A 23,711-nucleotide genomic window follows, 5' to 3' on the forward strand; every position below is an offset into this window, starting at 1 on the left:
AGCACAAGGGATGCCCGTAGGCATCAGATGAAACTTTATTGTCCGCTATCACCAGGGTCGGCAAAGGTCGTAGGGCTGCTCAGGATGATACTTCGTGAAACGTGGTAATTGTTCAAAACCTAGAATCAAAGGGATATGGCTGATCCAGGATGATACTTTATTGTCAGCGAACACTTCCGTCGGCTTCGGGCGGACGATGGGCGCGTCCTGCCCGTTGGCGATATCCATCAGGTGGCGCAGCATGCGTCGCTGGCCAGCCCAGGTACCTGGTAGATCGGAGTAGGCGTACAACCATGGCAGAAGCACCACGGATGGATCCGGACCGATGAGCCCATATCGCCGCAGGCTGGTGGCGCAAATATCCAGAGGGGAGCGCGTTTCGGCCTGGGCGGCGTCCGGCAAGCTCTGTGGTACTCTCAGATTGGGCTCCATCACCAGCAAGGTGGGCACCAGAAACAGTTGCAACTCGCCTAGTTCCTTGTCCTCTGGTGTATGCACCTGGATGGTTGACATCCTCCTCGCCCTAAAGGATGAGGATTCCTTCCTGCCAGCAGCGGCCCTACTTCAGCCACTTCGATTGACCCATTCTTTTTGGTTTGGGCCAACTTCACGGCTTACGCCGCGAAACAGGCTACCCCGGCGTGCCCCGCCGTTGACTGCAACCCCTCGCAGGGTGCTAACCCTCTTGCGAGGATGTTCTGTGCCGCATTCACATCGGCGTGCGCTTCGTGCCCGCAATGCAGACAACGGAACACTGCCGCTTTACGGTTCCCGGCGTCCACAGCACCGCACGACGCGCACGCTTGTGAGGTGTAGGCAGGGTCCACCAAGAGCAGTGTGCCGCCGGCCCACTGGAGCTTGTAGCCCAGCATCTGTTTGAGCATGCCCCAGCCCTGATCGAGGATGGATTTGTTCAACCCTGATTTCTGCCGGACATTGCGCCCGGGTTGCTCGACGGTCCCCTTTGCGGACGCCGTCATGTTCTGCACTTTCAGATCTTCCAGTACCACCACCGCGTGGTTTTTGCTGATGATGGTACTGATCTGATGCAGAATGGTCTTGCGAGTCGCAGCTATTCGCTGATGCAGTCGCGCGATTTTGGCCTTCTGTTTTTTCCAGTTGGCCGAGAACTTCACTTTGTGCGCGAGCTTTCTTTGCTCCCGCGCCAGCCTCTTTTGCAGATCCCGATAAGCCGTAACCGGCAGGAACATAGTACCATCGGACAAGGTCAGGACATTGTCCGCTACGTTCCGGTCACCGCCAACGGCGGTAGTAGCCTGGCGAACCGGATCGGCGACTGTTTTCTCGGTCTGAATGGCGACGTACCAGTGCCCACCCGCACGGCTGACGGTGACATTGCGGATTTCACCACCGATGATGCAGGACTTGCGGAATTTCACCCATCCAATTTTCGGCAGGAAGATTTTAGGAAGTACATGCCGACCGTCTTGGTCCGCTGGCTTCAGATCGAAGCGGATATGGTCGGGCTCCGGGTAGCGCATACTGTCATGGACGAACTTCTTTTTGAATTTCGGGAATTTCTTGACGGATGTATTATCGAATGCGTCTTTGAGTGCCCGTGTCATGTTTTTCAGCGTCTGCTGCTGCGGCATCGACGGGGATTCCGCGAGGAATCCGAAAGCTTCCGTGTTCCGCCAGGTTGTGAGCAAATCGCACAGCCCGGCATAATTCAGGGTACCGCACTGGTGATCGAGATAGCTCTTCTGGACGGAGAGTGCCCGGTTCCAGACGAAGCGCACGCAACCTACTGCGCGAGCCAGAAGGTTTTCCTGTTCCGGTGTAGTTTCGAGTCGGTAGCGCACGGCTTTTTGGATCAGCATGGTGTATAATTATATAGTGCATAGGACGAGCAAGCAAATGGTCCCACGGGGCTGGACTGGCAACTTCAACGGCATCGAGCCGTCTCACCGCCGCGCTATCCATCCCCACCGTGAACAGACGGGGCTTTTCGCGCTTTTTGGTAAAGAAGAGGCGGCATTCTCCGCGCAAATCATGACCGTGTTGACCGCCTCGCCCAGGGCAGCCTCCTCCAGATCTTCCATGGCACGCACCACATGCTTGTCGGTACCCGTATCCAGTGATTGGGCGATCAACTGTTCCAGTCGCGCCAAGCTTTCATCCCATCCACTGGATTCAGTGGCGTAATCTTTAGCCGCCTGACGTGCCGCCAAAAAAATCCGGCTGCTCCAGTTCGGTGGTGTTCTGGTTGGCGCGCGACGTTTACTCTGGCTTGCGACCCCTCGTTTCCTGCTCATAACCAAGCTCCTTTTTTCCAAAAGCCAATTTTTATCCCTTGGGCAACAAGGCCGCCAATAGCGATACCTGCTCCCGGCCCCAAGCCGACCACTTCCGGCCGTCCGGCGCGTTGCGGTTCCAGGCCAAGGGACTCGTGTGCGGCATGGGGAAAAGTTTCGCCCCATGTGGCCACATCGCCCGGATATTGAGGTTGCAAAGCATTTCCGCAGGGATTGGATCGTGGTCATGATACCGCAGGAATCGTAGATTCTCCGAAAGACCACGGATGCCGGTAATGGCGCGAGTTGCTGTTTCGCCCACGGCAAGAACGGCAACGGGGCGGGCATTGGCAATGGTGTTTGCGAGATTCGGCAAACACATGCCTATTTCTATATCGGTTGGCTTCCGGTTCTCCGGCGGCCGACACCGCACGATGTTGGCGCATCCATAGTCATGCCCGCGTCGCAGCCCGTGCTCTTCCATCAGCGCATGCAGGGTGTGTCCGGCTCGGCCTACGAAACCCTTGCCCTGGGCGTCCTCATCGGCACCCGGGGCCTCGCCAATCACCAGGACGCGGCAATACCTGCCAAATTCAGGCAGGTCGGGGAACACGATTTGGGTGCGGGAGGCGCAGAGGGATGGACACCGCTGACAATTATCCATCAGAAAACCTCTTGCGTGAGATGCGCTGATATTTCTAACCACCTTGTCTCCAGTAGCCGCAAATAATCCCGATGTGAACACGATCCTTTATAAAAACCGAGCGCCCATCCATCGTTGACCTCCACCAGCTTGGTCATGCCGTCCTCGTCGGATACGCCAACGTCCAGGCCATATCCGACCGGCGCTCCAGCCTTTTGATAGGCATCGATCATCTCCCTGACGGCCCTCATGTCGAGCAGCAGGGGGTCATTTGGATCGTCCTCCCGATCATCGTAGCGACCATAACCAAGGATTTCGCCGTGTAGCACATAGAAGCGGTATTCCGGACCAAAGCGATGATAAGGGGATGTCCAGAATGGCGTATCTGGCTTCCAGAGGCTTTCATCCAGCTTGGTGACCACCGGCTTGCCATGGATCCCCTGGTGCTGTTCCAGCGTCCAGCCGCGTGGCATTTCGCCGTAGCGGCGAAGAACGTGCCCCCCATAAGGCATCCACTTCGTCAAGGCTTCCGGGTAATCCAACGGATCTGGCTCCTGGATGCCCTGATGCACCGTCGCCGTCCGGCAGAACTCCACCGTGCCAATCGGCATCCAGCCGGATTTCGGCAACGAAGGAATATCCTCTAGTCGGACGGCGTAGGCGTCGCCGTAGACGCGAGCGATCCAGGTTTCTGTCTGGGAGTATCCAATTTGCGCGATAACCTTGATCCAGTTCATGTCTTATCCTTTGGTCTCCGTCATCGACCGTATTCCTTGAAATTCAATGCGAAAGGCCATTCCCGAACCCGTAAATCCTCCGGCCATTCATCCATGTCCGCGCCGGCACGGTGCCTTAATTGCCGGGCTGTGTCAGTCGTTGGCACGCCAGCACCGTAAACCATGTTGTCCAGGTCCATGAACCGATACCCCAACTGCTTCACAAAAACTGGAATGCCAGATCTTTGGCATTGCTTTATCAAGGATCGCAAATGATGCGCATCCATGGCGCGTGCATCGCTTCCTGACTCTCCGCCTAAAACCACCCAATTTAATATGTTTTCCATGGGAATGATGGTGTGACTCAACATCAACGAGTCGCCCGTCAGTGCGTTGTAATAGGTATCTTCATCGAGCCGGACGTGCTCCAGATCTATGCGCCCCAGGATAGGTTCAGCACTGATCCAGCGCACAGCCGCAGGCGCCTGCAGCAATAACAGGATACGCTCATCCGCCGTCACCTGATCTTCCACAGATACGCCCATCCAGACGTTCCCGCGTCGTCGTCGCCACGGGCTGCGGCAATTTCCCGCATGGCCTGGCCCACAGAGTGCTCGCGGTTGTCGAACCCATGGTCAAACCACTGCAGCATCCGCTCCGGCCGCTTGGTGAGCACCTGGAACGTGTGCTGCTGCGCCAGCGCCATGACAGCAAACACCCGGTCGATGAAGTCGTCCGGCACGTCCTCATTGAACAAATCGGACATGGAATTCACAAAGATCATGCGCGGCTTTTTCCACCGCAAAGGCTGGTCCAGGCGATCCTCATGGCAGGCTACGTCCAAAAACGACCGGCCATAGTAATTCGTAGCCTTGGGGTTGGCGGAAAGCCTGCCCCATTCACGCTCGGCGTAGCAATTTTTGCAGCCCTGCGATACCTTGGAGCACCCGGTTACAGGGTTCCAGGTTGCGTCCGTCCATGCGATACCCGTTTTGTCACTCATGATTCCTCCTTGTTTGGCACAGATATGTCATAGATGCCGTGACAAGCCGAGCAACGTGCCTTTACGATACGTCGACCAATGTCAGCCATCGCTCTTCACGTCCTCCAATTCCGGCATGGCCCCAGGCAACAAGGCAAAACCCGGTCTGGATTGCGCTATCGCCTGCATCAACCGTTCCTGGTCGAAAGTCGCATCCTGAATTTTACGGCTCATTTCCGCCATGCCCATCATGAGCGAATGAAAGAACAACGCCGCTTCATCGGAATAGGGTATTTCCTTCGGAGATCGCCCTAACGAAAACCCTCCCCAAGAATTGAGTAATTGCGCCGGATTGTCCCGACCCAAATGGCTATCGCCTTTGTAATACAATCGATATTCCACCCTCTCAGTGGACCCGTAACGATGCGTTATTTTAAGCATGGCCCGCGCCCCAACGGAGAGGCTGTAACCTTGCGTCAGATTCGATGAATGATGATTGCCAAATCGTTCATCCTGATTCCATCTCGCGCCAGGCCATCCAGCGTTGGGACAAACATGGCCATTTTCGTCCTCGGCGAACGCAACGTGCGATTCAATGATATAAAGTATAACCGGTGTTTCTGTGACCTTTGGTTGCGCATACGCATGAACCGATGCCAGAATCACCTTGTCCAACGCTTCAAAGGTGGACGCCTGTACCCGAAACTTGTCCTTATCCTTTACAGACACCCCATGATGGATATGGGATGGGTCAACGGCGTCTTTGATATACAGGGGTAAGGTGGCGTAAAAAATGCCGTTTGCGTCTATGTTGATATCCACGGCCAGTTCCACTTTAGCGCCCGCCTTGTTTTCGACGGAATAAGTGATCTTTTTGAATTTTGGCATAATTAGGACTCCTAGATTGGCTCTATATAGCCATCATACATTCGTGCATGGAAAAGCCAGCGAATTCACAGAACATTTCAGATGCCCCACGCAGATACTCCAGCATCCATTCCGTCACCAACCATCGCCGCCCCAAACGCTCAGCAGCTAGGCCCGTTTTTACCGTGCCCCCAAACGGATCCACCACGAGGTCATCCGGCTGAGTAAGCAACCGGATGAAAAAGTCCGGAATTGTGGTTGGCTGCATGGCGCCATGGGTCGGCAATCCCATGGCCTTGGCGTGTCGTCGGTATGCTGCGGTATCACTGCAGACATGGCCACGCTCAATGACATTGCGAAGCCCGTTCGCTTTCTCTACCACCCGGATCGCCTTCGCAATGGTGCGCTGCTCTTGCTCGTCCTTGCGCCGACATTCGTTGTCGTAGGCCCCACCATAGATTTCCAGCATAGCTTCAAGCGCATTCAGCAGTTCTGGAGCCGCCGCAATCAAATCGCAATTCGCTTCGACTTCCTCTGGCGTCAGCCCGCCGTCCGTGACCACCCGAGCAACGTGCGTATTACGCCCCGCAAAGATCGTAGGGTACTTGGTGGCTGGCGATACGTTGCGGTGCCATGGGCCCTTTGTGTGATTGCTCATCGCTACATCCTTGGTCCACTTGGGTTAAGCAATAGTAATATACTATCTCAGTTGGCGCAACCATTATTTTTGCAACTCCATGATGCATCGGTAAAAACTTCATCGTTCCATGATGGAATTTTTATTGTTGCGTGTTGACAACATAGGGCTGCGGCTATAAAATTCTCGCTGTTGGCACTTCCGCCATACTCATAAGGAATACCCTATGTTCGCGAAAAAACCCCTCATCCTTGCCGCCCTCGCCGCCGGTCTGATGGCATCCGGCATGGCGATGGCATCCGATCTGTCCGGCGTCATGAACAGCGCCGCCGTTTACGGCAACATCTCCGGCATCAGCAATTCCGGCGGCAACAGCGCGGGTGGCATCGGCGTCAAAGGATCGTTCATGACCAACCAGGGCTGGATGCTCTCGGCCGACTACCATCACGACTTCGATACGCTGATCGAGAGCCCCTACCAGACCACCGGTGGCGGCATGACCGGCATCAACGTCAAGGCCGGATATCTGTTCCCGTTCTCCCAGAACTTCCGTGTCGGCCCTTACCTGGCCTACCAGTACAGCCGTTTCGGCACCAACTTCAACGCCGGCCAGGTGCAGAACGCCTCGCTGCATTTCACCAATAACGCCATTGGCGGCGGGCTGGAAGCCGGTTACGGCATGGGACCCCTGGTGTTCACCGGAGACGTGGCGTATTTGGCCGGCGTAAGCGCCACCGACACGCTCAGCGGCAATGGATCGACCACCTCGGTGACCAGCACGAGCGGGTCATCCAACGTGGTTCAAGTCGGCCTGCAGGCCGACTACCAGATCTCGGGCCCCTGGTACGCGCTGGCGGGATTCAAGTACGACGACTACACGAATGGCGGCGCCAACTTGAATCTGCTGCAGGGTAATGTGGGTCTGGGTTACAGTTTCTGACCCAGGACATGCCAAGAAAAAGGCGCCAGGGTGGCGCCTTTTTGCTGTCCGTAAAACGCACTCAGCCGGATTTCGACATGGCCTGGCCGAGTCCGACCATCGTTTGCGAAACGGCACTGGTCTGCGCCTCACGATAGACCTTGTAGGCGGCTTCGCTGTGGGTGCCGCCAATCTTGAATCGGGATCCGGAGATGTTTTTCTTCATGTGGACAGGTGTTCGATCATGCCAAACGGCCTTTCCGTCGTGGAAAATGGTCACGTTGTCCACCAAGTTCACGTCCATCGTGTAATAGTGCGGAGTGAAAAGACCGACAACGGGAATAAGCCCCATGCCCAAGGTTTTTCCCAGATCGTAATGCACTATGGCCTCGTACTTATTCGGGGCAAGTGTGCTGATATCCGTCTCGACAGCCCATCCGCTAGAGGGGACGTTTTTGGCTAATGTGGGCAGTGCCCCAGATTGCTGCAAAGCGCTGCTTTCCAGTCTGTCGTAGTTCGACGTAAGCGCTTTCTTGGAAAAGGTCAGCTCGCGGCACTTGTGTGTTAATTCCATGACGCATCCAGTAGTCTTAAAAGTTCCGTTCGTAACATTGGTTACCAGGGCAACGTTCTTGTGCTGGACACTAGCCTGCGGCGTGACGCCGGAATAGTGCATGTTCGGTGTGGTCGCGCAGCCAGCGAGACCGGCGGTGATTAGGGCGCCCAGGAGCGCATGTGCTTTCTTCATCTTGAAAACCCTCTTCGTTTTGCGGTTGCATTCTTGCCAGAGAAAATGTTAGCAAAACAATTGCGGAAAGGGAAGCATGTTTTGTAAAAAGTTGGAGATAATATTACGCGCATTCATGAAGTTGCCCGTTCCATGTTGCATCTCTTATCAAGCCATATTATCGCTACCCAGTTCCATCTTGCATCTTTATGCGACGCTGCCTATCGAGCGCATAGATACGCCCATATCCGCCCAGTCCTCCTCATGGCAGGTCAGCAGCAGGATCTGGTGCCGTTTGGCGGCGTCATTCAGAATGCGTTTCATCGCGTTCAGGCGCATAATATCGCTGTGTGCCAGCACGTCATCCAGGATGATGAGCGTAGGGCGGCCGGCTTCTTTGAGCACATCGGCATAGGCCAGCCGCATCAGCAGGGCAACTTGTTCCCTGGCACCAAAGCTGAGCGCCGAGAAAGAGGCTGATTCCACACCCAACAACCCGCGCTCGCGGTGGATCTCCACAGGCTCCAGATCCGTGCCCAATTGGAGGCGGGCGCCTGGAGACCAAAGCCGCAGGTAGTGATCCACCCGGGCCTGTAACGGCGCCTGGAGCTTCTGCAAGAGCGCATCCCGGTGCCCCTCAATAAGCCCAGAGAGAAGCAAGAGACCATCGGCACGGACCCTGAGTTGCCGCGCTCGTCGTTCCTTGGCCGCCAGGTCGGTTTCCTGCTCTGCCAGGCGCTCCTCCAGTCCTTGCGCGTTGCTGGTCTCCAGTTGCGCTTCCAGCCGGGCCATACGCTCCGCGCGTTCCCGGTGCCGTGTTTCCGCGATCTCCGCGCTTTTAAGGTAGCGGTCCGCATCCTGTTGCAGCATTTCCGGGTCTTCACGGGAGAGTTGTTCGCGCAGGCGATTTTGCTGCAGGAGATTGTCGCCCTGTTGGGCATCGAGAAGCCGGGTGCTCTCCATCCATTGTGGAAAAAGTGGCGCAGTCTCGTCAATCAGCGCTTGCTGCTTCGCATGATTCGCCTGCAGCATCTGCATCTCTGTCACCAAGCCAGCCTGTTCCGTTTCCGCCGCATGCAGCAATTCTGTTTGCAGACGCCAGTGTTGCTCCGCCATCTCTCGGTTTTCCCGCGCCTCATCAAGCGAAACCGTCTCGGTCGGCAGGGTAGTGCTGGAAAGCGACTGTTCCAGATAGCCCAGCCGTTCACGACCTGTCGCGATCAGCCTGGCCAGCGCCTCTATCCCTTCAGGGGCTAGAGACTTCACCATGAAACGATCCTGTTCGCTCTGTGCCTGTTCCCGCTGAATAGTGGCCCACAACCGCTCTGCTTCTGACAAGGATTCGACGTGGGACTCCGCCAGCTTCATCGTCCACTCGTGTTGCAACGCAGCCTGCTGCTGATCCAGATTGGATAACGCCTCTTCACCCGGGGAAAGCTCCAGGGTACCGACATCCGGGATACGGATCTGTACCGGCTTGGAGATAGACCACTCGCCTTCACCATCAATCGTCGTTGATCCAATATGCATCTGGATACCGGACTCCAATCGATAATGCATTTTGGTGGCGAATCGTTCGAGGCGGATCTGGTTTTCGCGGATCTGCTGTTCCAGTACCCGCAATGCCGCCAGGCCTTCAGAGTCGAGATGCTGGCTGTTCAACCAGGCGCCAGCAGTGGCCAGGCGGGTTTCACGGGCTTGTGCCTGTTCGAGCCGGGCCTGCTTCTCACCCAGGCTTGCCCGAAGATCCACGGCTTCCTGTTGCTGCGCATGGATTTCCTGCATCTGCCGCGCGCGCTGCTCCTGTTCACGGGCTGTTTCCCATGTCGCTTTTGCTGCACGATCCGCTTCACGCAACCCCTCTATGCGGGCGTCAACGGCTTCTGCTGTCGTTTTGCAGCGTTCCAGATCCAGGGCAATTCTTGCGGCCTCCTCTTCGGCCATCTTGTGCTGCTTCTGATGGTTGGCCAACAGTTCAGCCTGGCTGCGGAGCCGCCCCAGTTCGTTTTCCAAGGTCTTCAGTTGCGCCGCGCATTCCAGGGCGGTTTTCAGGCGATGCTGCACCGCTTCCGCCTGTGCGCGGAGCTGAGCCCAGGGTTTATTTTGAATATCTTGGTGATGGGCGGCGCGCAAAAGGCCTAGCTCATCCACCTGCTCGCGGTAGCTCGCTATCCGCCCGCGTGTTTCCGCCATGTCGTTTTGCAAGACGTCAATGGCGCTGAGAAGTGCGCTGTAGTCCCCGCGCGGTTTGCCGCTAGCCGTCAGGAGTTCGCTCAACTGCCGGGACACCGCGCTGGCCACCGCATCTCCGTGCCGGCTTCCCAGTGACTCCATGGACTGCGGCAGAGCGGAGCGCAGGTGATCGACCGACGCCCGCACCGCGTCTTCCAGTTCATGGCCACGGCCTTGCTCAATCCAGAGCACCCCGGGTACACCCAGTTGCTCATCGCGGATACCGCCCTTGGCGGCCAGGGTGAAGCCCAATAGTTGCGCGAGACGATCTTCGGCGTCCTCGCCCGTTAGCGTTTCATCGCCCATTTTGAGGGAACAGGTCTTTTTCCCCAGAAACTGCTTTTCGAGAATGCAGGGTTGACCGTTCCAGCGAAAATGGATTTTGACCGCTGGAGCGACATTATGTACGCCCCAAGTACCCAGATCCTCCACCTTGGTGGATCGGTACCGCTCCAGGAATGCCGCCCGTATGGCCCGGACGATGCTGCTTTTGCCAACTTCATTTGGGCCGGCAAAGAGGTTTAGGCCTGGCCCCAGATTCTCAATGACCAGCGGTTCGCGAAAACGGCGAACCTGCTCCATCTCCAATCGTTCTATCTGCATCACGCGGCCCCCTGTTGGTTCTGCAAAATATCGGCGAGGATGACCAGTGCTTCCGTGGCGACCTCTTTCTGGTCCGGTACGGCCGAGCGATCCCGCAGCTCGCCAATCACGTCGGACAAGTATCCATCGGCCTGCATGTTCGCGATGTCAGCATCCGTGGGCTGCAAGCGGATCTCTGCCAGGTCATATTCCAACGCCCGAACCCGGGCAGATGCGACGGCCAGGTTCTCCAACAAGCGCTGGCGGGCGGTGATATCCAGGACTCCAGACAGATCCAGGCGCACCACGAAGCGGCTATCCAAAGTGGAAAGCCGTTCATCCAAGGCATCCACGTCCTCTGCGACTTGAAATTCCCGCTCCCACCGTACCCATTGGTACTGGCCAACCGGGTGCCGAGTCACCTGTGGAACCATGCCGGGAGCGGCGATTTCGACCAACAGAACCTGCCCCGGATCATTGTCCACATAGCGTTCCGGTTCCGGCGTGCCGGCGTACCAGGTACGGGCGTTGATCTCCTTGCAGCCATGCCAGTCACCCAACGCGAGATAATCCAACCGGGCGGTTTCCGCGCGGTCTGGCGCAATGGGGTTGGAGGAATCGATGCCTTCCGGCAGAACGCCTTGAACTGCTCCATGCGCCACCCCAATACGCAGGAGCCCAGGTGGTGTCTCCATGGCGTCCAAAGCGGCGCTGAGATCGTCGCTGGTCTGCCGCTGGGTTAACGGGGCGGGCAGGATGGCCACGCCCTGGTCTGGCAAGAGGATCGGGGCTGGACTCAGCAGCAGATGGATGTTCGGAGTGATCAGGCCCAGACGGCGGGCTCGCGTCCACACGCTCTCCGAAAGTGCCGCGTCATGGTTGCCGGGGAGCAGGCACCACGGCCCGGCAAAGCCCTGCATGGCAAGAAAAAGACGGCGCATAGTGCGGTCGGTCACGGTCTGTGCATCGAACACGTCACCGGCCACCACCACCAGGTCCACGCACTCCTCCGTGGCCAGGGCGGCGATGCGTTCGACGGTGGTGGTGCGAGCTTCGGAAAGCACGGCGGCGTCATCCGGCTCAAAGAACGCATAGGTTCTGCCGATTTGCCAGTCTGCGGTGTGTAGTAGCTTCATCGATTCTATCCTTTGTAGCCCAAGCTCTTCATGCAGTCATGGATCCAAGACCGCCGCGCAGGCGCATTCTGGTCCTGTTCAGCATAGGTGGGCGGATTCCAGGTTGCAGGATACTGCTGGCAAGTGTATCCCCGCCAGGACCGCCAGCATTGCTGGGTGGCCGGCGACCAGTACCCAGGGGACGCTTGAACCGTGACCACCTTCGGTGGGTACAAGGCGGCCGCCTTTTGTTCGCAATGGCCCAGGTCTTCTTCCATGATGGTCTTTGAGGTGCCGGGCCGGTGCCAGTCGGTGGCGCAGCCGGAGAGCAGCATAGCCACAAGAAATAGCGTGTTAAGCCGCTTTGCCGGCATCTTGAACGCTACCAAGCCGGTCAATGGCCGCGCTGGACCCTTGTGCGTACACCAAATGAAATGCCAACATGGTCCTTCCCGGATTCGCCGCCGAGTGGTGATTTTGACCGCAAGGATGCAACATATCGAACAGGCGCTCAGCGATGCCGTCTGCCAAAACATGCAACGCCTCAAAGATCAGGTGTGCGTCCGATTCTTCGCAGCGCGGATCCAGACCAACATTTTCTCTATCGGCTTCCCGAAGCGCGTCAATAAGCCAAGCGCGTTCGCTTTCTGCTAAAATATGCACGATTTTCTCCTTTTAGTTAAACGCGACTTGCGCGGTTTCTCAATCCCATCATCTTCGCCGCCGCGAAAGTGAACAGGTACCCCTGCCCGCAGTCGGCGGCCAAATTCCTGGCCAACTCCAAATCCTCTTCGGTTTCGATCCATTCGATCACGCTCCTCGCCCCGATATCCTTGGCCATGTCGCAAATGCCTTGGACCATGGCGCGAGAGGGGCCATCCATGCGTGCGGCCTGGAAAAGCCCGCCGTCTATCTTGACCCATTGGGCGCGGCTCATCGCCGATAGCCTGGCGTGACCATCGAAACCCGCTCCAACATCGTCGATGGAGATGCCAACGCCCGTTCGCCGATGCAGGCTGCGTAGCTTTTTCGCGGCCTGCAGATGGTCTCCAGAGTCGTGCTCAGTCCACTCGATCACCCAGCGGCGGGCGTCTCGCTCGCCGAGAAAGCGCTCCGTGCCTTGCCAGATTTCCGGATCCAGCACATGCCGCGTATCCAGGTTAAACGCCATGGCCGCTCCGTTCGCCGTTTCCAGGTCGCAGGCGAACAGCCGTCGATAAAATGATCTCCATGCCGACGCGTCATCCGGGAATGGATCCTCTCGACAAAGGATTTCTTCCGCGATCGCAGCGCCGGATTCCAGGTCAACGATGGGCTCCCTGGTGATTCTGCATGACGGATATGGGCGTTGGTGAACCAAGCGCATCATTCACCCCCCAATGCGAAGTAAATACTCCGCTTCCGTCCAAACCGGAGTGCCCAATGCCGCCGCTTTCGTGGTCTTTGACGCTCCCGGCTTCTCTCCAATCACCAGAACCGAAGTCTTGCCATTGACGCCAGATTGCACCTTGGCGCCCAACGCTTCCGCCTGGGTTTCCATCACCTCCCGATCTTTGCTGAAGGTGCCCGTGAAAACCAGGGACATACCAGCAAGCGGGAGCGTTCCAATGTCGCCCGCTGGCGCCGATGAAACCAAGGGCGCTTCCATCCGATCCCTAACCGCCTCGATCTCCATCCATCGCCACGTTAGGTCATGAGCGATGCAGAGAGCTGTTTTTTCGGCAAATCCATCTATCGCCATGATCTGCGCAGGCGTGATGCCATTGAGCGCATCCAGTCCCCCAATCGCGCACAGCAAAGCTTTGCTGTCCCCGCGCCCCAGATATCGGATGCCAAATGCGGCCAGGAATCGCCAATCCTCAACGGGCGTACTCATGCAACGTTTCATTTCCCGCTCCAGATTTTCCGCTTGCCCAGGGCCGAAGCCCATACCTTCGAAGTCGGCGCGGGTCATGTCCAGCACGGCCAATATATCGGTAATGCCCGCCGCCACGATCTTCTCCACGGCTTTGGGGCCGAATCCATCCGCCGTACCCATGATCTTAAAAAAATGGCTGATTGCGCCTTCCGCCTGGGCTTCGCAATGCGGGTTGACGCAAGTGAGGTATTCGCCATCCTCTTCCACGGGTCCGTTGCAGCAGGGACAAGCCGTGGGCACATCCAGCGGGGCAGGGGATAGCACGTCCATGATGAAGGGAATCACCTCGCCGGAACGGATCATGGTGACCCGCGACCCCACGCCAAGCCCGTCCTTCCGTGCCTTCTGGAAGTTGTGGGCGGTGGCGCGACGAATGGTCGCCCCGGACAGTTCCACCGGATCGATCTCGATCACCGGGGTGATGCGGCCCGTGCGCCCCGTCTGCCAGACCACGCCAGTAACCGTTGTTTCTGCCGTTTCGCCTTTGGTTTTGTAGGCGATCTGCCAACGGTGGTGGTGATTGGTGCTGCCCAACGCGGCGCGCAGCTCCGGTTCTTCCACTTCGATGACGATACCGTCGGTGTCATACGGGGTATTCTTGCGTATGTCTTCCGAGATGTACGCGATGTCTCGCAGAATGGTGTCCTTATCGGCATAGAAACGGGGCAGATTGGCATAAGGAACGAAGTGCGCCATACCGGATTCTTTTACCAGGCGGTGGTGATCCTTTTCCGTGTCGGCCCCCACAAAACCCACCATGAAATTTCGTGGATGCTTAAAGCCCAACGGAACCAGATGCTCCTCGAAAAAGTCCTTGGGCATGACTATCTCGCCAGGACCATCCACATCCGCGCCAACGATCTTCAATCCTCGCGCAAACGCCTTGCCGATATCCTCTCCCTGCAACCCGTTCCCGCGCGTCGCCAGATCCACGCCATGCGCACGGTCCCGGCTGCCGGCTAGACCGTCCAGCTTTGCCGTCATCGCATAAATGACCTCATCCATGCCCAACCGGGCCGCCTGACGGGTCACCGCGCTGAAATATCGAATCAGGTCACTTTCCGTATAAGCCTTCTCCGTAGACAACATCGGCGCGTGATGACGCACCTTGGCACCGCCAAAGATGTTTTCCGGTTCGGGTTCCACTGTCTGTAGATAGGGATGGTCGGGCTGCTCACGGCGAAGACGTTCCACCAGCGCATCGTACTCGGCGTCGCTCATGATCGGAGCGCCGGCGCGGTAGGCGGCATTGGCTTCTTCCAGCTTGTGTACGAGGCTCATTGGCAACCTCCGCAGTCTGCCGTTTTCAGCGCGTTGACCGTAACCGATGAGCCGCATACGGAATAGGATGCTCCAGCATCCAGCAATCCCATGCTAATAGCGCTTTGCATGCGATCCGCCGTTGCTTTTACCAGGATATCTTCTGGTGTGAGATCCACATCAACCAGATCCGCGAATACCTCAATCTTGATGCGCATGTATCGTCCTTGTTCTGCGTTGTCCATGCACCCAATCTACGTGACGAAAGAACCAATGTCAACAATAAAACCTATATAAAACATTGCGCTATAATTTTCCATCATGGAAATAAATCATCTGCCTTTACTAGCCAAATGCAACATGGAAAACAATTGATAGACGAGTCCTGCCAACGAAAACAACAAGGTAACCCATGCCAACGAAGGCAATACGCCGCTGCCATGTATTTCCATCATGGAAAGCGTTGCGAGCCCGGCCCAAAGCAGGAGCATCAAGAACGCAAACCACGGTTTTGTCTTTTCCAACATGGAAATCACTGAATCATTTTGGTCGTTTTTGGTGAAAGAATCTGGCTGGCAATGGATAACAAGGCAGCCCTGGGCAAGGTGATTTTCAGGGTTAGCGGTTCTTCGCCGTGGATCACGACAGGGAAATGCTCCTGGTCGGGACGCGACAGGGCTTCCTGAGCCGCATTGAGAATGCGCTCCTGGCCAGAGGGGAAAATGGCCAGAATGGCGTTGATGGATTGGCCATCCCCAAATACGATCTGCAAAAAATCTGAATCCAAAACGCTCTCCCTCTCTATGGCTTTTCTGCTGTTTGCCCGGATCGTTCGAGCATAGTCTGAATCGCTGTGGCTAAATCGTCCTGTCCGGCCGCGCGAGCTTCCTTGATGTATTGAGGCCAGAGATCGAGGCGCTGCCCACGCAACAGATTGGTCCACGGCGAGACCAGCACCATGCCACCGCCACCAATACCACGTTCCATGTCGGGTTTGGGCGGCACAATGGGTTGGGGAAAACCTTGCGGAATGATCCGCTCCAGCACCCGGGATACCAGGAGCAAGCCCATCGTAATTCCAAAAATCCAAATAAGGCATTGCAACGTGCATCGCACCGTCCGCCGCTGTCCAGGAAATCAGCGCCACCGTGGATGCTGCATACCAATGCAAGGGCCCAGACCAATCCGGTCCTTTGTTCAGAGGTGTCAGCAGGGCGATTTCCATGCCATCACTACAAAATGCAAGGCAAGCGATAACGGGCAAAAAGGCCAACTCAAGCCAACCGGCGGAATCTTTGTTGGCCATCAGGCTCCACAAATTTTGGAAGAATCCGCCAGCAAAATGCACGGCTGGAAACCGCACCGCGATCATGAGCCATGCACCGACAAGTATCGGCCAACCAGCCAGCCGCGCGGTGCGCGATTCGGCCCAGTGGAAACGGTTGGCTGAGCAGATTACAGGGTTCGACATGGTGACTCTCCTTTTTTGCCTTCCAACAGCGTGCTAACTTGCGCGACCACATCATCCAGATGATCGCGCACATCTTTGAGCGTGTACCGCAGAATCCACCAGTGGTGGCCAACCAGAATGTTCTGCCGCGCGGCACCGCCATGAAACCCGGCATGAGAAAACCCATGGTGCCGGTAGCCGTCGAACTCGATAGCCACTTTTTCTGCGGGGAACGCGAAGTCGATGCGAAACCGCCGGCCAGGTATGGGCCGATACTCGCGCACCATCCGTCCAGGGAACTGCCTGTCCAGCTCTTCTCCAAGCCTGTCGGCGTAAGGGGAGATGGAAGTAGCAGCCTGCCCGCTCTTTCCATTTTTCGCCTTGGGTCCGGCTATTCCGTATTGCGCCATAATGCGCGCACGGACATTCGGCGCCAGGTCATTCAGAGTGATGCGAGCCATCAGGATCAGTTGCCGGGTACGCAGGTATATCCCGCAGGGCAGGGCGGATTGTTGGCCGGTGGCGCGGAGTAGCCGGGTTGCGGTTGCTGGTATTGCGGCTGGCTTCCGTTGTGGCCCACAGCATACCCAGCCAGTCCACCCACGCCCGCGCCGATGGCGGCCCCGGCCAGAGGTGATCCAGTCTGGTTACCGATCACGGCCCCTGCCAGCGCCCCCAAGAGCGCCCCGCCGCCCGTATCCGCCGTGGTGCCGTTGCTGGCATAGGGGTTGTTGGCGCAGCCCGCCAGGGCGAGCGCGCCGATCAAAAGAAACAGGGAAGATTTACGCATGAGGAGTCTCCTATCGTTGGGTGGCTTCAGCTTATGCCGCAGAAAACCATTGGGGTTTGGAAAGCCCGATCAGATACCCATTCCCCGCCGGTGCGTCCATAAGACGCCGGATCTGCGACCTGTTCAATCCGAACGTCTGGTACGTTGACGGTATATCGGAACTCCTGAAAAGCACCATGCGCGCCATATTATCCAGAATATCAGGGTGACCAATGACCTCGACAAGAGACTGCGCCATGATGATCAGCTTGGCATTCTTCTTGTCCAGACCGCCTTTGACCCAACGTGAAATGCGATCCGCGAGATCGTTATTATCAAAAAATATGTCGGCATCGTCCAAAACGATCAGAGTGGGTTTCCCGTCCAAAAACGATTCGATACGATCCAGCATGACAGCCAGCGATTGCACCATGGATTCGTGCCAAAACAGTCTGCACGAGAAAGACAATACACGGCCAGAGAAGTTGATAGAATTCAACTGTCCATTGGGCAGGTCAATACAGACGCCCTCATCGATAAACCGATCCCGCCCATACGTTATGACCCGCGCAGTATCGTTGCGCAGCCATTCCCGACTCAACTGACCCGCCCAAAAGGTTTTGCCGCAGCCGCTAGCGCCAACGACCAATGCGTGACCTTCAGAATCAAGCACTGCTTGCTCTATGGTGCCTTTTGTAAAGACTGCCTGAATTTTACGCATGATGGTTCTCCTGTCAGTTCGTTTTGTTGGGAATCGTCTGTATGAGATAGCGACCATTTCCCAACGAGGTAATCTTGGCCGGGGCAACAATATTTCGTGACCACATAATATTTCTGGGAGCGTGGGCATGGTTCTTCTCATATCCTTCCTGATGTATCAGCACCTTATCTACTGGATGCCAGTGCGGCGCAACCGCGACTGATGTAGGGATATCTGGCGTGTTGATAGGAGCGCTGGTAAGGGCAAACAGAAAGGCCAAAAGAGAAAACATGATACACACAAGGAGAAAAGAGGAAAGTTTGTAATGCTGTTCCATCCATTGATTCGCCGGACGTTCAATCTTTTCGTCGGCAAATCGCACGAGCAGCTTCCAGCCTTTACTGCTTTCAACACGGTTCAGCCCGTCCGAGATAAGAAAGATCAGATATGCGATTCCAGCGATAATCCAGAAGCCATTTCGAAAAGCACTCGTGGTATCCGCGTCAAAAACGATCAGTCGCCCAAACGATGGCAATTGTCCGCCTAAGCAGATCGCAACGAACAGAATTCCGTACCAAATAACTGCCACACTGACGGCCATCCATGCCCGCTTGAAAAGTAGGTATGAAAACGACGGCAAACTTTTCTGACGTTCAGGATTCATCATATTTTGCGCTATCATGGCCTTTCTCTTTGATTATACTGGATTAAACTCGGTCCAAGCCACTAGAGACTGACAGAGCAGATTGGCGAGAGTCATAGCGTCCACCCAGTCCGTCACCCCGGGGACAATCTCAAACTCTCCTTTCTTTGGCAATTCCAGACTCACTTTGTCCTGACCGGAAACGCTCATGGTGATGGAGAATCCTCCACGGATCTCCGGCTCTGTCGGATCAAAATCCATTGCCAGATAATCCGTCCCGTTATTGCGATAGGCGTACATCCGCATACGCGGATACTTGCCACATCGCTTTCGGATAGCGTCCGCAATCTGGTCGATCCAGTCCTTTGTGATGGGATCTGCGGGCTTACCGTCGGATGTCAGAGCGGGCCGAATACTCATAGTCGGATTTCCGTAAAAAGGTTCATCCAGCGTCCGGTATGTTTTCCAATACTAAAGCCTTCGGTCTCCAGACAGTCACCTGATTCGGAAACCCAACGACCCCAGGAGCGTCATTCCGGATTTGATTGTGTACGTGTATATCGTACACAAATACGGTTACTAATGCGCAAAACACACCAAGGACAGCAAAGCCCAGTATGCGCGTTCTGATTCTCAGCCGCTCAAGACTGCGCTCGAATCTCTCCAGAGACGCCTCATGCTTTGTCACATCCATATTCATGATAGAGCCCGCGTCAACCCACTGCATCGAGACAATCGCCGCTGCTCGATAAGGATCTTTTCCAGCCGATCCGCCAATCGTTCCAGGCGCCGCAAATCGCCGCGCTTCGCATATCCAGGAACTGCGCTGGCATAAGCGCGGGCACGTAAAATGAGGGATGCTGAGTCCATTTTTCAACCTCCGATGTTTTCGTTCGTGATTTTTCCGCTCAACAGATGCAGAGCATCTCGAAGCGCCGCCTGTATTTCTTCCATCTGATCCGGCAAGATCGATTCCGGCAACTGGCGCAACTTCGGATCCAGCAGGCTTCGCCAGTACCTCGAAAGCCCACCGGCTGGCCTGATACAGCTCGCTGCCCGTTGGCCGGCGGGCATCAGGCGACACCTCTCCGGGTACGGCGCAGAAAGGTATCCACCAACACGGGGAAATCCATAACGTCATCAATGACTGTCGCACCATATTCTGGTGCCTCCAGCCCCTGATAACCGCGATCCAGCAAGACGGCCAAAGCCGTCACCCCGATGGCCGCGTTGACATTGGCCGGGTGGTCATCCAAAAAGGCCACCGCGCCAAGGTGTCGCAACACCGCCGCCTTGGCTGCGTACGGCGTGGCGCATTCGTGACCAGTTTCGCCGACACAGACGATCCGTCCTCGCTGAATCAAGCCCGTCAGCGAATGTTCTCGCGCTATCTGGTGACGCGGGTCCACACTGGTCACCGCCCACACCTCGCCACCCAAGTCCTCCAGTGCGCGGATCAGATCCGCAGCGTGTGGGTACACCGGCAGGCGATGCCACTCATCCGCGTTGTACGCTCGCCATATCTGGTTATATTCCAGCAGATTCAATCCATACCGCTCCCGCAGGCAATGCGCTTCGCTGACCCGGGGGACGCTTCGACCCAGAACCCGTTCGGCGCATTGCTGCCAGTGCGCGTCGAAATCCGTAAAGATTCCATCCACATCGACCGCTATTTTTGGTTTTTCGTACATGATCCCTGTCTCACCAGGCCGGAGGCCTGCACACGTTCAAAAAGGGCATGGCGTCGTTTGCGCGCTTCGCGCCGACGGCAACCGTCTGACAGTATCTTTTCCGCTTCCTTGTCCATCTGGGCCCCCGATGAGCCGGGTTGCCCCGGCCCTGATCTCTACGCGGCCGATTTGCTGGCTTTGAACGTCAGCACTTTGCGCTCGGGTATTTCCAACTCACCGCCCGTTTGCGGATTGCGTCCCATGCGGGCAGCGCGGTGAATCTGCTGGAAAGTGCCAAACTGGTGGATACGGACCTTGTGACCTTCCGATACCAGTTCCACAATGGATTCCACCAGATGCTGCACGATGTCCTCCGCCTTGCGGACTGTGGGTGCCAGGCCCGCGTCCACCAGACTTTTTGCCAGATCCTTTTTGCCGCTGATTTCACTCATAACTACCTCCTTGTTGGACCGGATCATCCCCGGTCAGATATTGGCGGATTCCGCCCCTTTGCCGACAGGTACCCGCCTTTTTCTCGCGGATGCCGGCACACACGACACAACGCACCGCTTGTACTGCCTGAACTCGTTCTGGCGGGATCACGTCGGCACAGTCGAGGCAATATCGGTTGCCCGCCACGTCCTCGTCTGGTTTTTCGCTGGCCTGCATGGCTTGCCGGGCCACCGAAACCCGCCAGGCCCGCTCCTGCTCCGCAAGGTCGGCGGCGATATCTAATATGTCGGAAGGTAACTCGCTCATTTTTTCAATCCTTCCGAATGCAGATTCGCCAGTTCCTGCAATTCCTGCTGAATCCTGGATTGTTCAGCATCTACAGCTTCGCGCTGCTTCTTCCAGGCACCCAAAAGATCAGAATCATCGGACTCCAGCGTGTATCCACCGCGAATGGCGCTCCGAAGGTGAGTCTCAAAATCCATGTACGTTCCGCGAACGCGAATTTGATCTCCGCCCATCAGCGCCAGCACCGGAGTTCGCACCCCGCTACCCGGGTGAATCAAGGCTCCAATAATTTCTTGCTGCTCCACCATCAAAACCCATCCTCTGGAATTTCCGTGAATTCCGGATCGGTAGGGAAGGGCGGCACTTCGTCATCCGGAAAAAGCGGCGGCTCGTTCCCGCCCGAAGGGAGCGGCGTGCCAGAACCGTCCAGCGGACAGCCTTCGTCGTCGGCTTCCTTGGCGTGAGGGAGGAAAGGAGCGAGGAATTCCTGCCCGCGCACCTGGAGATCGCTCAATTCGCTTGGAAAGATGGCTAGAATTTCTTCCCGGCCCTCGATCTCTTTCCGATAGAACTGATCTAACACGGCCAATGCCTGGGCGTAGGTCAGGCCGAAGCCACGGTTCTTATCAAAGGCGCGCACAAACGCCTGGCGCTCTTCCTTCGTTCCCATGACCGTTCTCCCTTCTTTCTGAGCTTTGAGATCATCCCGGCGCTTGATCATTGCCTTGCGCTTCGTGTCCAAGGCGCCAAGGCGTCCCTCGACCTCCGCAATGCGCTCCTCAATGGGACGCTTGACCCTGGCTACAGTAGATTCCGCCATTTTGCCCTCCTTGTTGGTGTTTACTTGCTACGATGTGCTAAATATACTATCTTACTCTAGCTCGTCAAGCAAGTTTTGCTAGGGAGATACGGGGAAATGGCGGTTGTGAAAAGAAATGCGTTCCGCGCGGCAGCAGAACATCGCGGCGAGGTGGTGCTGACATTCCCTACGGAAGATGGGCCGGAAGGCATCCTCGTTTCCGGCAGTCCGGAAAGCATCGAACGGCTCCAGTGCATTCTGGATGATTACCAAATGGCGCAGGCCATTGCTGCGGATCTGGGCGAATGGGTCGCCCAGTCCATGCTAATATAAGGAGATACATTATGGAATGGAAGGTTCACAAATTGTCGGACTCACCCAAGCGACTGGCCCTGATTGGGGCTGCTACTTTTATAGTGCTCACCGTGGCGCTGCTGGCTGCCGCTCACTTCATGCCGCAAAAAACGACGGTCTCCAGTCATCCGACGCCCATTACCGCCAAGGCGAAGCCCTGACCACGCCACTCGCGCAACGCATCGTCGGCAGCGTCACCACCGCGACGATGCTGTGCGGCATGATGCTGGCATTCGACGCCGGATGCTGGCCCCTGCTGGCATTTCTGGCCCCCGTTTCCTTGGTAACTGCGGGGATCGGATTCTTCGCTGTCGATCGCTGATCCTCGGCGATCAAAACCCGAACAGAACCAGGTAGCCCAATGTCAGGGCGAATATCCCCAATCCCAGTCCGATGCCCAGGCTTTCCCAACCTCTGGTGTACAAAGGGCGCACGGATTTTGGAACAGGCATCCGAACCGGATCCGACCATGGATCAGACTGTCCGCGCGGTGTGACCTTTTTGGCGGACGACCATTCTTCCTCCCCGGCCCGTAATCCATTGGATATCCAGCGTCGCCCAATGGAGCCTCCTCTTCGCCAATCAAACATCGGGTTTCACGATCTCCAGTGCCGCGCCAATCCTTCCCGCACGATAGCGCAAGAACTGGTAGAGTATCGACAAGCTCGCATAACGGCGATGCCTGGGGTTGGTTCCTGGAACCTTTACTCCGGTCTGAATGGGTTTAACACGCAGGTAGTCCACACGGTTGAAAATGTCTACGGCGATTTTCCGGTAGAAGTCCGCTCGCCAACGGTTGAATTTGCGATATACCACATTATCCTGCCCAGCGATGGATAACCCATAAGCACGCCGGCCACGGCGAATCGCCCCAGGCGGTAGATGGTAAGTGAGGGTTTCTGTTTTACCGTTTTGGTGGACGATCCGCAGACTTGCCACCAGTAGACTGCCATTGGGCTCCAGTTTCCAGTAGGGAGTGAGTATCCCAGTACGCTTGACCACACGCAGGTCAGGGTCTGGCAGGCGCACCGATATTCCGAAGTACCAGGTATAACCCAGCGTTTTCCCGCTCACCACGCGCGGGGTGCAAATCAGATAACAACGCTGCAGCAATCCCTCTTTCGGGATCGGGCGGTGCAGAATGAACCGGAACCGTAGTCGGGGCTTATCCTTATCCGAGTATAAAGGCATCACCATTTCCGCAACCGGATGGGGGCCATCCTCGATGATTTTGACCTGGGCGCGATACTTCTCGTCACGTTCCAGAATTTCCTCCCAAGGAATTTCTTTCGGCGTTGTTAAAAAGAAGCCCCCCAGCACACCGCTGCGCCACGGGCGCTTGCGAAAGCGAGGTTTTTCCTGTTCGCCGCCCGCTTTGTAGGACTTGCGCCGGTAGACTCCCTTGGTCCAGGACCCTACCATTTGCCGGGTAGGGGTCCAGAGGTAACGCAGATCCTGGTTGACGGATTTGCGCGCCTCCTGCACGTCGGGGGTCTGGCAGGATTGGAGATAGATATCCATCACCTTCATGGCGGCGGCGCGCGCTTCCGGCTCTTGTGACGGGTCCAGATAGGCGCGATAGCGGTAAACACGGCGCACGGGCTTTTTCCTCTTCGGTGGTAGGGTGTCCTTCATGTTTTCATCCCGCATAATATACTACACATCCCTGGTTGGACAGATGGCCTTACTATAGTATATTAATAAGCTATAGAGAAAGTCCTCTTTTGGCGATCCC

31 protein-coding genes are annotated in these 23,711 nt (G+C 56.5%); 3 read left to right on the forward strand and 28 right to left on the reverse strand.

Annotated elements, in window-relative coordinates:
- Positions 1 to 48: 48 nt before the first annotated feature.
- From AFE_RS16025 to AFE_RS15315, 9 genes are all read right to left on the reverse strand, one after another.
- Positions 49 to 513, reverse strand: a complete 465-nt coding sequence (locus tag AFE_RS16025; RefSeq protein ID WP_012606887.1) for a hypothetical protein — start codon at positions 511 to 513, stop codon at positions 49 to 51.
- A gap of 101 nt (positions 514 to 614) precedes the next feature.
- Positions 615 to 1,841 (reverse strand): RNA-guided endonuclease InsQ/TnpB family protein, encoded by a 1,227-nt coding sequence (locus AFE_RS05755; RefSeq protein ID WP_012606888.1) that lies wholly within the window; start codon positions 1,839 to 1,841, stop codon positions 615 to 617.
- Positions 1,842 to 1,925: 84 nt separating this feature from the next.
- Positions 1,926 to 2,276 carry a hypothetical protein gene (locus tag AFE_RS05760; protein WP_012606889.1) on the reverse strand — a complete coding sequence of 117 codons (351 nt, stop codon included), beginning with the start codon at positions 2,274 to 2,276 and terminating at the stop codon, positions 1,926 to 1,928.
- A gap of 31 nt (positions 2,277 to 2,307) precedes the next feature.
- Positions 2,308 to 2,919, reverse strand: coding sequence for a uracil-DNA glycosylase (locus tag AFE_RS15300; protein ID WP_012606890.1), 612 nt, complete (start codon positions 2,917 to 2,919; stop codon positions 2,308 to 2,310).
- Entirely contained in the window at positions 2,919 to 3,635 is a 717-nt protein-coding gene (locus tag AFE_RS05770) for an ATP-grasp domain-containing protein (protein ID WP_012606891.1), read from the reverse strand. The genes AFE_RS15300 and AFE_RS05770 overlap by 1 nt, the downstream gene beginning before the upstream one ends.
- A gap of 20 nt (positions 3,636 to 3,655) precedes the next feature.
- Positions 3,656 to 4,159: a DUF5131 family protein gene (locus AFE_RS16910; RefSeq protein ID WP_049759437.1), complete on the reverse strand. Its 504-nt coding sequence runs from the start codon at positions 4,157 to 4,159 to the stop codon at positions 3,656 to 3,658.
- On the reverse strand, positions 4,132 to 4,617 hold the full coding sequence (locus tag AFE_RS16915) for a DUF5131 family protein (RefSeq protein WP_049759438.1): 486 nt from the start codon (positions 4,615 to 4,617) through the stop codon (positions 4,132 to 4,134). The genes AFE_RS16910 and AFE_RS16915 overlap by 28 nt, the downstream gene beginning before the upstream one ends.
- Positions 4,618 to 4,698: 81 nt before the next feature.
- Positions 4,699 to 5,430 (reverse strand): hypothetical protein, encoded by a 732-nt coding sequence (locus AFE_RS05780; protein ID WP_148208611.1) that lies wholly within the window; start codon positions 5,428 to 5,430, stop codon positions 4,699 to 4,701.
- A gap of 76 nt (positions 5,431 to 5,506) precedes the next feature.
- Entirely contained in the window at positions 5,507 to 6,121 is a 615-nt protein-coding gene (locus AFE_RS15315; protein ID WP_012606893.1) for a modification methylase, read from the reverse strand.
- 205 nt (positions 6,122 to 6,326) lie between these two features.
- On the opposite strand from AFE_RS15315, the gene AFE_RS05790 reads away from it, so the two are divergent.
- Positions 6,327 to 7,040 carry an outer membrane beta-barrel protein gene (locus tag AFE_RS05790; protein WP_012606894.1) on the forward strand — a complete coding sequence of 238 codons (714 nt, stop codon included), beginning with the start codon at positions 6,327 to 6,329 and terminating at the stop codon, positions 7,038 to 7,040.
- Between the two features lie 61 nt (positions 7,041 to 7,101).
- On the opposite strand, the gene AFE_RS05795 is transcribed toward AFE_RS05790, so the two are convergent.
- From AFE_RS05795 to AFE_RS05900, 18 genes are all read right to left on the reverse strand, one after another.
- Positions 7,102 to 7,767: a hypothetical protein gene (locus tag AFE_RS05795; protein WP_041645638.1), complete on the reverse strand. Its 666-nt coding sequence runs from the start codon at positions 7,765 to 7,767 to the stop codon at positions 7,102 to 7,104.
- 186 nt (positions 7,768 to 7,953) lie between these two features.
- The gene (locus AFE_RS15320; RefSeq protein ID WP_012606898.1) at positions 7,954 to 10,581 is read right to left on the reverse strand and encodes an AAA family ATPase; all 2,628 of its coding nucleotides are present in this window, start codon (positions 10,579 to 10,581) and stop codon (positions 7,954 to 7,956) included.
- Positions 10,581 to 11,696 carry a metallophosphoesterase family protein gene (locus AFE_RS05805; RefSeq protein WP_012606899.1) on the reverse strand — a complete coding sequence of 372 codons (1,116 nt, stop codon included), beginning with the start codon at positions 11,694 to 11,696 and terminating at the stop codon, positions 10,581 to 10,583. Before AFE_RS05805 ends, AFE_RS15320 begins: the two co-directional genes overlap by 1 nt.
- 333 nt (positions 11,697 to 12,029) lie before the next feature.
- A complete protein-coding gene (locus AFE_RS05815; RefSeq protein WP_041645646.1) occupies positions 12,030 to 12,338 on the reverse strand; it encodes a hypothetical protein in 309 nt (102 codons plus the stop codon).
- Between the two features lie 16 nt (positions 12,339 to 12,354).
- On the reverse strand, positions 12,355 to 13,044 hold the full coding sequence (locus tag AFE_RS05820; RefSeq protein WP_041645651.1) for an EAL domain-containing protein: 690 nt from the start codon (positions 13,042 to 13,044) through the stop codon (positions 12,355 to 12,357).
- Positions 13,045 to 14,874: a BRCT domain-containing protein gene (locus AFE_RS05825; protein ID WP_012606902.1), complete on the reverse strand. Its 1,830-nt coding sequence runs from the start codon at positions 14,872 to 14,874 to the stop codon at positions 13,045 to 13,047. It lies immediately after the preceding gene.
- Positions 14,871 to 15,071 (reverse strand): hypothetical protein, encoded by a 201-nt coding sequence (locus tag AFE_RS16335; protein ID WP_041645656.1) that lies wholly within the window; start codon positions 15,069 to 15,071, stop codon positions 14,871 to 14,873. The genes AFE_RS05825 and AFE_RS16335 overlap by 4 nt, the downstream gene beginning before the upstream one ends.
- 314 nt (positions 15,072 to 15,385) lie before the next feature.
- A complete protein-coding gene (locus AFE_RS16030) occupies positions 15,386 to 16,324 on the reverse strand; it encodes a hypothetical protein (RefSeq protein WP_012606904.1) in 939 nt (312 codons plus the stop codon).
- Positions 16,309 to 16,764, reverse strand: a complete 456-nt coding sequence (locus tag AFE_RS15325; RefSeq protein WP_012606905.1) for an endonuclease domain-containing protein — start codon at positions 16,762 to 16,764, stop codon at positions 16,309 to 16,311. Before AFE_RS15325 ends, AFE_RS16030 begins: the two co-directional genes overlap by 16 nt.
- A gap of 5 nt (positions 16,765 to 16,769) precedes the next feature.
- Positions 16,770 to 17,093, reverse strand: coding sequence for a glycine zipper domain-containing protein (locus AFE_RS05850; protein WP_012606906.1), 324 nt, complete (start codon positions 17,091 to 17,093; stop codon positions 16,770 to 16,772).
- A 31-nt stretch (positions 17,094 to 17,124) separates the two neighbouring features.
- Positions 17,125 to 17,793 carry a lipoprotein gene (locus tag AFE_RS05855; protein ID WP_012606907.1) on the reverse strand — a complete coding sequence of 223 codons (669 nt, stop codon included), beginning with the start codon at positions 17,791 to 17,793 and terminating at the stop codon, positions 17,125 to 17,127.
- Positions 17,794 to 17,806: 13 nt separating this feature from the next.
- Positions 17,807 to 18,454 (reverse strand): hypothetical protein, encoded by a 648-nt coding sequence (locus AFE_RS05860; RefSeq protein ID WP_012606908.1) that lies wholly within the window; start codon positions 18,452 to 18,454, stop codon positions 17,807 to 17,809.
- A 15-nt stretch (positions 18,455 to 18,469) separates the two neighbouring features.
- A complete protein-coding gene (locus AFE_RS05865) occupies positions 18,470 to 18,835 on the reverse strand; it encodes a hypothetical protein (protein ID WP_012606909.1) in 366 nt (121 codons plus the stop codon).
- A 653-nt stretch (positions 18,836 to 19,488) separates the two neighbouring features.
- Complete coding sequence (locus AFE_RS05880) at positions 19,489 to 20,106, reverse strand: HAD family hydrolase (protein ID WP_041645674.1); 618 nt, start codon at positions 20,104 to 20,106, stop codon at positions 19,489 to 19,491.
- Between the two features lie 155 nt (positions 20,107 to 20,261).
- A complete protein-coding gene (locus AFE_RS05885) occupies positions 20,262 to 20,537 on the reverse strand; it encodes an HU family DNA-binding protein (protein ID WP_012606914.1) in 276 nt (91 codons plus the stop codon).
- Positions 20,530 to 20,844, reverse strand: a complete 315-nt coding sequence (locus AFE_RS05890) for a TraR/DksA C4-type zinc finger protein (protein WP_012606915.1) — start codon at positions 20,842 to 20,844, stop codon at positions 20,530 to 20,532. The genes AFE_RS05885 and AFE_RS05890 overlap by 8 nt, the downstream gene beginning before the upstream one ends.
- Positions 20,841 to 21,131, reverse strand: a complete 291-nt coding sequence (locus AFE_RS05895) for a hypothetical protein (protein WP_012606916.1) — start codon at positions 21,129 to 21,131, stop codon at positions 20,841 to 20,843. The genes AFE_RS05890 and AFE_RS05895 overlap by 4 nt, the downstream gene beginning before the upstream one ends.
- Positions 21,131 to 21,643, reverse strand: coding sequence for a hypothetical protein (locus tag AFE_RS05900; RefSeq protein WP_012606917.1), 513 nt, complete (start codon positions 21,641 to 21,643; stop codon positions 21,131 to 21,133). The genes AFE_RS05895 and AFE_RS05900 overlap by 1 nt, the downstream gene beginning before the upstream one ends.
- Before the next feature lie 96 nt (positions 21,644 to 21,739).
- Between AFE_RS05900 and AFE_RS05905 the strand changes: the two genes are divergently transcribed.
- Together AFE_RS05905 and AFE_RS05910 are read left to right on the forward strand one after the other, a co-directional pair.
- A complete protein-coding gene (locus AFE_RS05905) occupies positions 21,740 to 21,955 on the forward strand; it encodes a hypothetical protein (protein ID WP_012606918.1) in 216 nt (71 codons plus the stop codon).
- Positions 21,956 to 21,971: 16 nt separating this feature from the next.
- Positions 21,972 to 22,298 carry a hypothetical protein gene (locus tag AFE_RS05910; protein WP_041645679.1) on the forward strand — a complete coding sequence of 109 codons (327 nt, stop codon included), beginning with the start codon at positions 21,972 to 21,974 and terminating at the stop codon, positions 22,296 to 22,298.
- 260 nt (positions 22,299 to 22,558) lie between these two features.
- On the opposite strand, the gene AFE_RS05915 is transcribed toward AFE_RS05910, so the two are convergent.
- The gene (locus AFE_RS05915; RefSeq protein ID WP_012606921.1) at positions 22,559 to 23,611 is read right to left on the reverse strand and encodes a hypothetical protein; all 1,053 of its coding nucleotides are present in this window, start codon (positions 23,609 to 23,611) and stop codon (positions 22,559 to 22,561) included.
- Positions 23,612 to 23,711 lie beyond the last annotated feature (100 nt).

It is taken from the genome of Acidithiobacillus ferrooxidans ATCC 23270 (assembly GCF_000021485.1).
Lineage (GTDB): Bacteria > Pseudomonadota > Gammaproteobacteria > Acidithiobacillales > Acidithiobacillaceae > Acidithiobacillus > Acidithiobacillus ferrooxidans.

Bases quoted from the DNA above. Each gene is read 5' to 3' on its own strand.
- AFE_RS16025 (WP_012606887.1), bottom strand. From the start codon at position 513: ATGTCAACCATCCAGGTGCATACACCAGAGGACAAGGAACTAGGCGAG.
- AFE_RS05755 (WP_012606888.1), bottom strand. From the start codon at position 1,841: ATGCTGATCCAAAAAGCCGTGCGCTACCGACTCGAAACTACACCGGAA.
- AFE_RS05760 (WP_012606889.1), bottom strand. From the start codon at position 2,276: ATGAGCAGGAAACGAGGGGTCGCAAGCCAGAGTAAACGTCGCGCGCCA.
- AFE_RS15300 (WP_012606890.1), bottom strand. From the start codon at position 2,919: ATGGATAATTGTCAGCGGTGTCCATCCCTCTGCGCCTCCCGCACCCAA.
- AFE_RS05770 (WP_012606891.1), bottom strand. From the start codon at position 3,635: ATGAACTGGATCAAGGTTATCGCGCAAATTGGATACTCCCAGACAGAA.
- AFE_RS16910 (WP_049759437.1), bottom strand. From the start codon at position 4,159: ATGGGCGTATCTGTGGAAGATCAGGTGACGGCGGATGAGCGTATCCTG.
- AFE_RS16915 (WP_049759438.1), bottom strand. From the start codon at position 4,617: ATGAGTGACAAAACGGGTATCGCATGGACGGACGCAACCTGGAACCCT.
- AFE_RS15315 (WP_012606893.1), bottom strand. From the start codon at position 6,121: ATGAGCAATCACACAAAGGGCCCATGGCACCGCAACGTATCGCCAGCC.
- AFE_RS05790 (WP_012606894.1), top strand. From the start codon at position 6,327: ATGTTCGCGAAAAAACCCCTCATCCTTGCCGCCCTCGCCGCCGGTCTG.
- AFE_RS05795 (WP_041645638.1), bottom strand. From the start codon at position 7,767: ATGAAGAAAGCACATGCGCTCCTGGGCGCCCTAATCACCGCCGGTCTC.
- AFE_RS15320 (WP_012606898.1), bottom strand. From the start codon at position 10,581: ATGCAGATAGAACGATTGGAGATGGAGCAGGTTCGCCGTTTTCGCGAA.
- AFE_RS05805 (WP_012606899.1), bottom strand. From the start codon at position 11,696: ATGAAGCTACTACACACCGCAGACTGGCAAATCGGCAGAACCTATGCG.
- AFE_RS05820 (WP_041645651.1), bottom strand. From the start codon at position 13,044: ATGATGCGCTTGGTTCACCAACGCCCATATCCGTCATGCAGAATCACC.
- AFE_RS05825 (WP_012606902.1), bottom strand. From the start codon at position 14,874: ATGAGCCTCGTACACAAGCTGGAAGAAGCCAATGCCGCCTACCGCGCC.
- AFE_RS16335 (WP_041645656.1), bottom strand. From the start codon at position 15,071: ATGCGCATCAAGATTGAGGTATTCGCGGATCTGGTTGATGTGGATCTC.
- AFE_RS16030 (WP_012606904.1), bottom strand. From the start codon at position 16,324: ATGTCGAACCCTGTAATCTGCTCAGCCAACCGTTTCCACTGGGCCGAA.
- AFE_RS15325 (WP_012606905.1), bottom strand. From the start codon at position 16,764: ATGGCTCGCATCACTCTGAATGACCTGGCGCCGAATGTCCGTGCGCGC.
- AFE_RS05850 (WP_012606906.1), bottom strand. From the start codon at position 17,093: ATGCGTAAATCTTCCCTGTTTCTTTTGATCGGCGCGCTCGCCCTGGCG.
- AFE_RS05855 (WP_012606907.1), bottom strand. From the start codon at position 17,793: ATGCGTAAAATTCAGGCAGTCTTTACAAAAGGCACCATAGAGCAAGCA.
- AFE_RS05860 (WP_012606908.1), bottom strand. From the start codon at position 18,454: ATGATAGCGCAAAATATGATGAATCCTGAACGTCAGAAAAGTTTGCCG.
- AFE_RS05865 (WP_012606909.1), bottom strand. From the start codon at position 18,835: ATGAGTATTCGGCCCGCTCTGACATCCGACGGTAAGCCCGCAGATCCC.
- AFE_RS05880 (WP_041645674.1), bottom strand. From the start codon at position 20,106: ATGTACGAAAAACCAAAAATAGCGGTCGATGTGGATGGAATCTTTACG.
- AFE_RS05885 (WP_012606914.1), bottom strand. From the start codon at position 20,537: ATGAGTGAAATCAGCGGCAAAAAGGATCTGGCAAAAAGTCTGGTGGAC.
- AFE_RS05890 (WP_012606915.1), bottom strand. From the start codon at position 20,844: ATGAGCGAGTTACCTTCCGACATATTAGATATCGCCGCCGACCTTGCG.
- AFE_RS05895 (WP_012606916.1), bottom strand. From the start codon at position 21,131: ATGGTGGAGCAGCAAGAAATTATTGGAGCCTTGATTCACCCGGGTAGC.
- AFE_RS05900 (WP_012606917.1), bottom strand. From the start codon at position 21,643: ATGGCGGAATCTACTGTAGCCAGGGTCAAGCGTCCCATTGAGGAGCGC.
- AFE_RS05905 (WP_012606918.1), top strand. From the start codon at position 21,740: ATGGCGGTTGTGAAAAGAAATGCGTTCCGCGCGGCAGCAGAACATCGC.
- AFE_RS05910 (WP_041645679.1), top strand. From the start codon at position 21,972: ATGGAAGGTTCACAAATTGTCGGACTCACCCAAGCGACTGGCCCTGAT.
- AFE_RS05915 (WP_012606921.1), bottom strand. From the start codon at position 23,611: ATGAAGGACACCCTACCACCGAAGAGGAAAAAGCCCGTGCGCCGTGTT.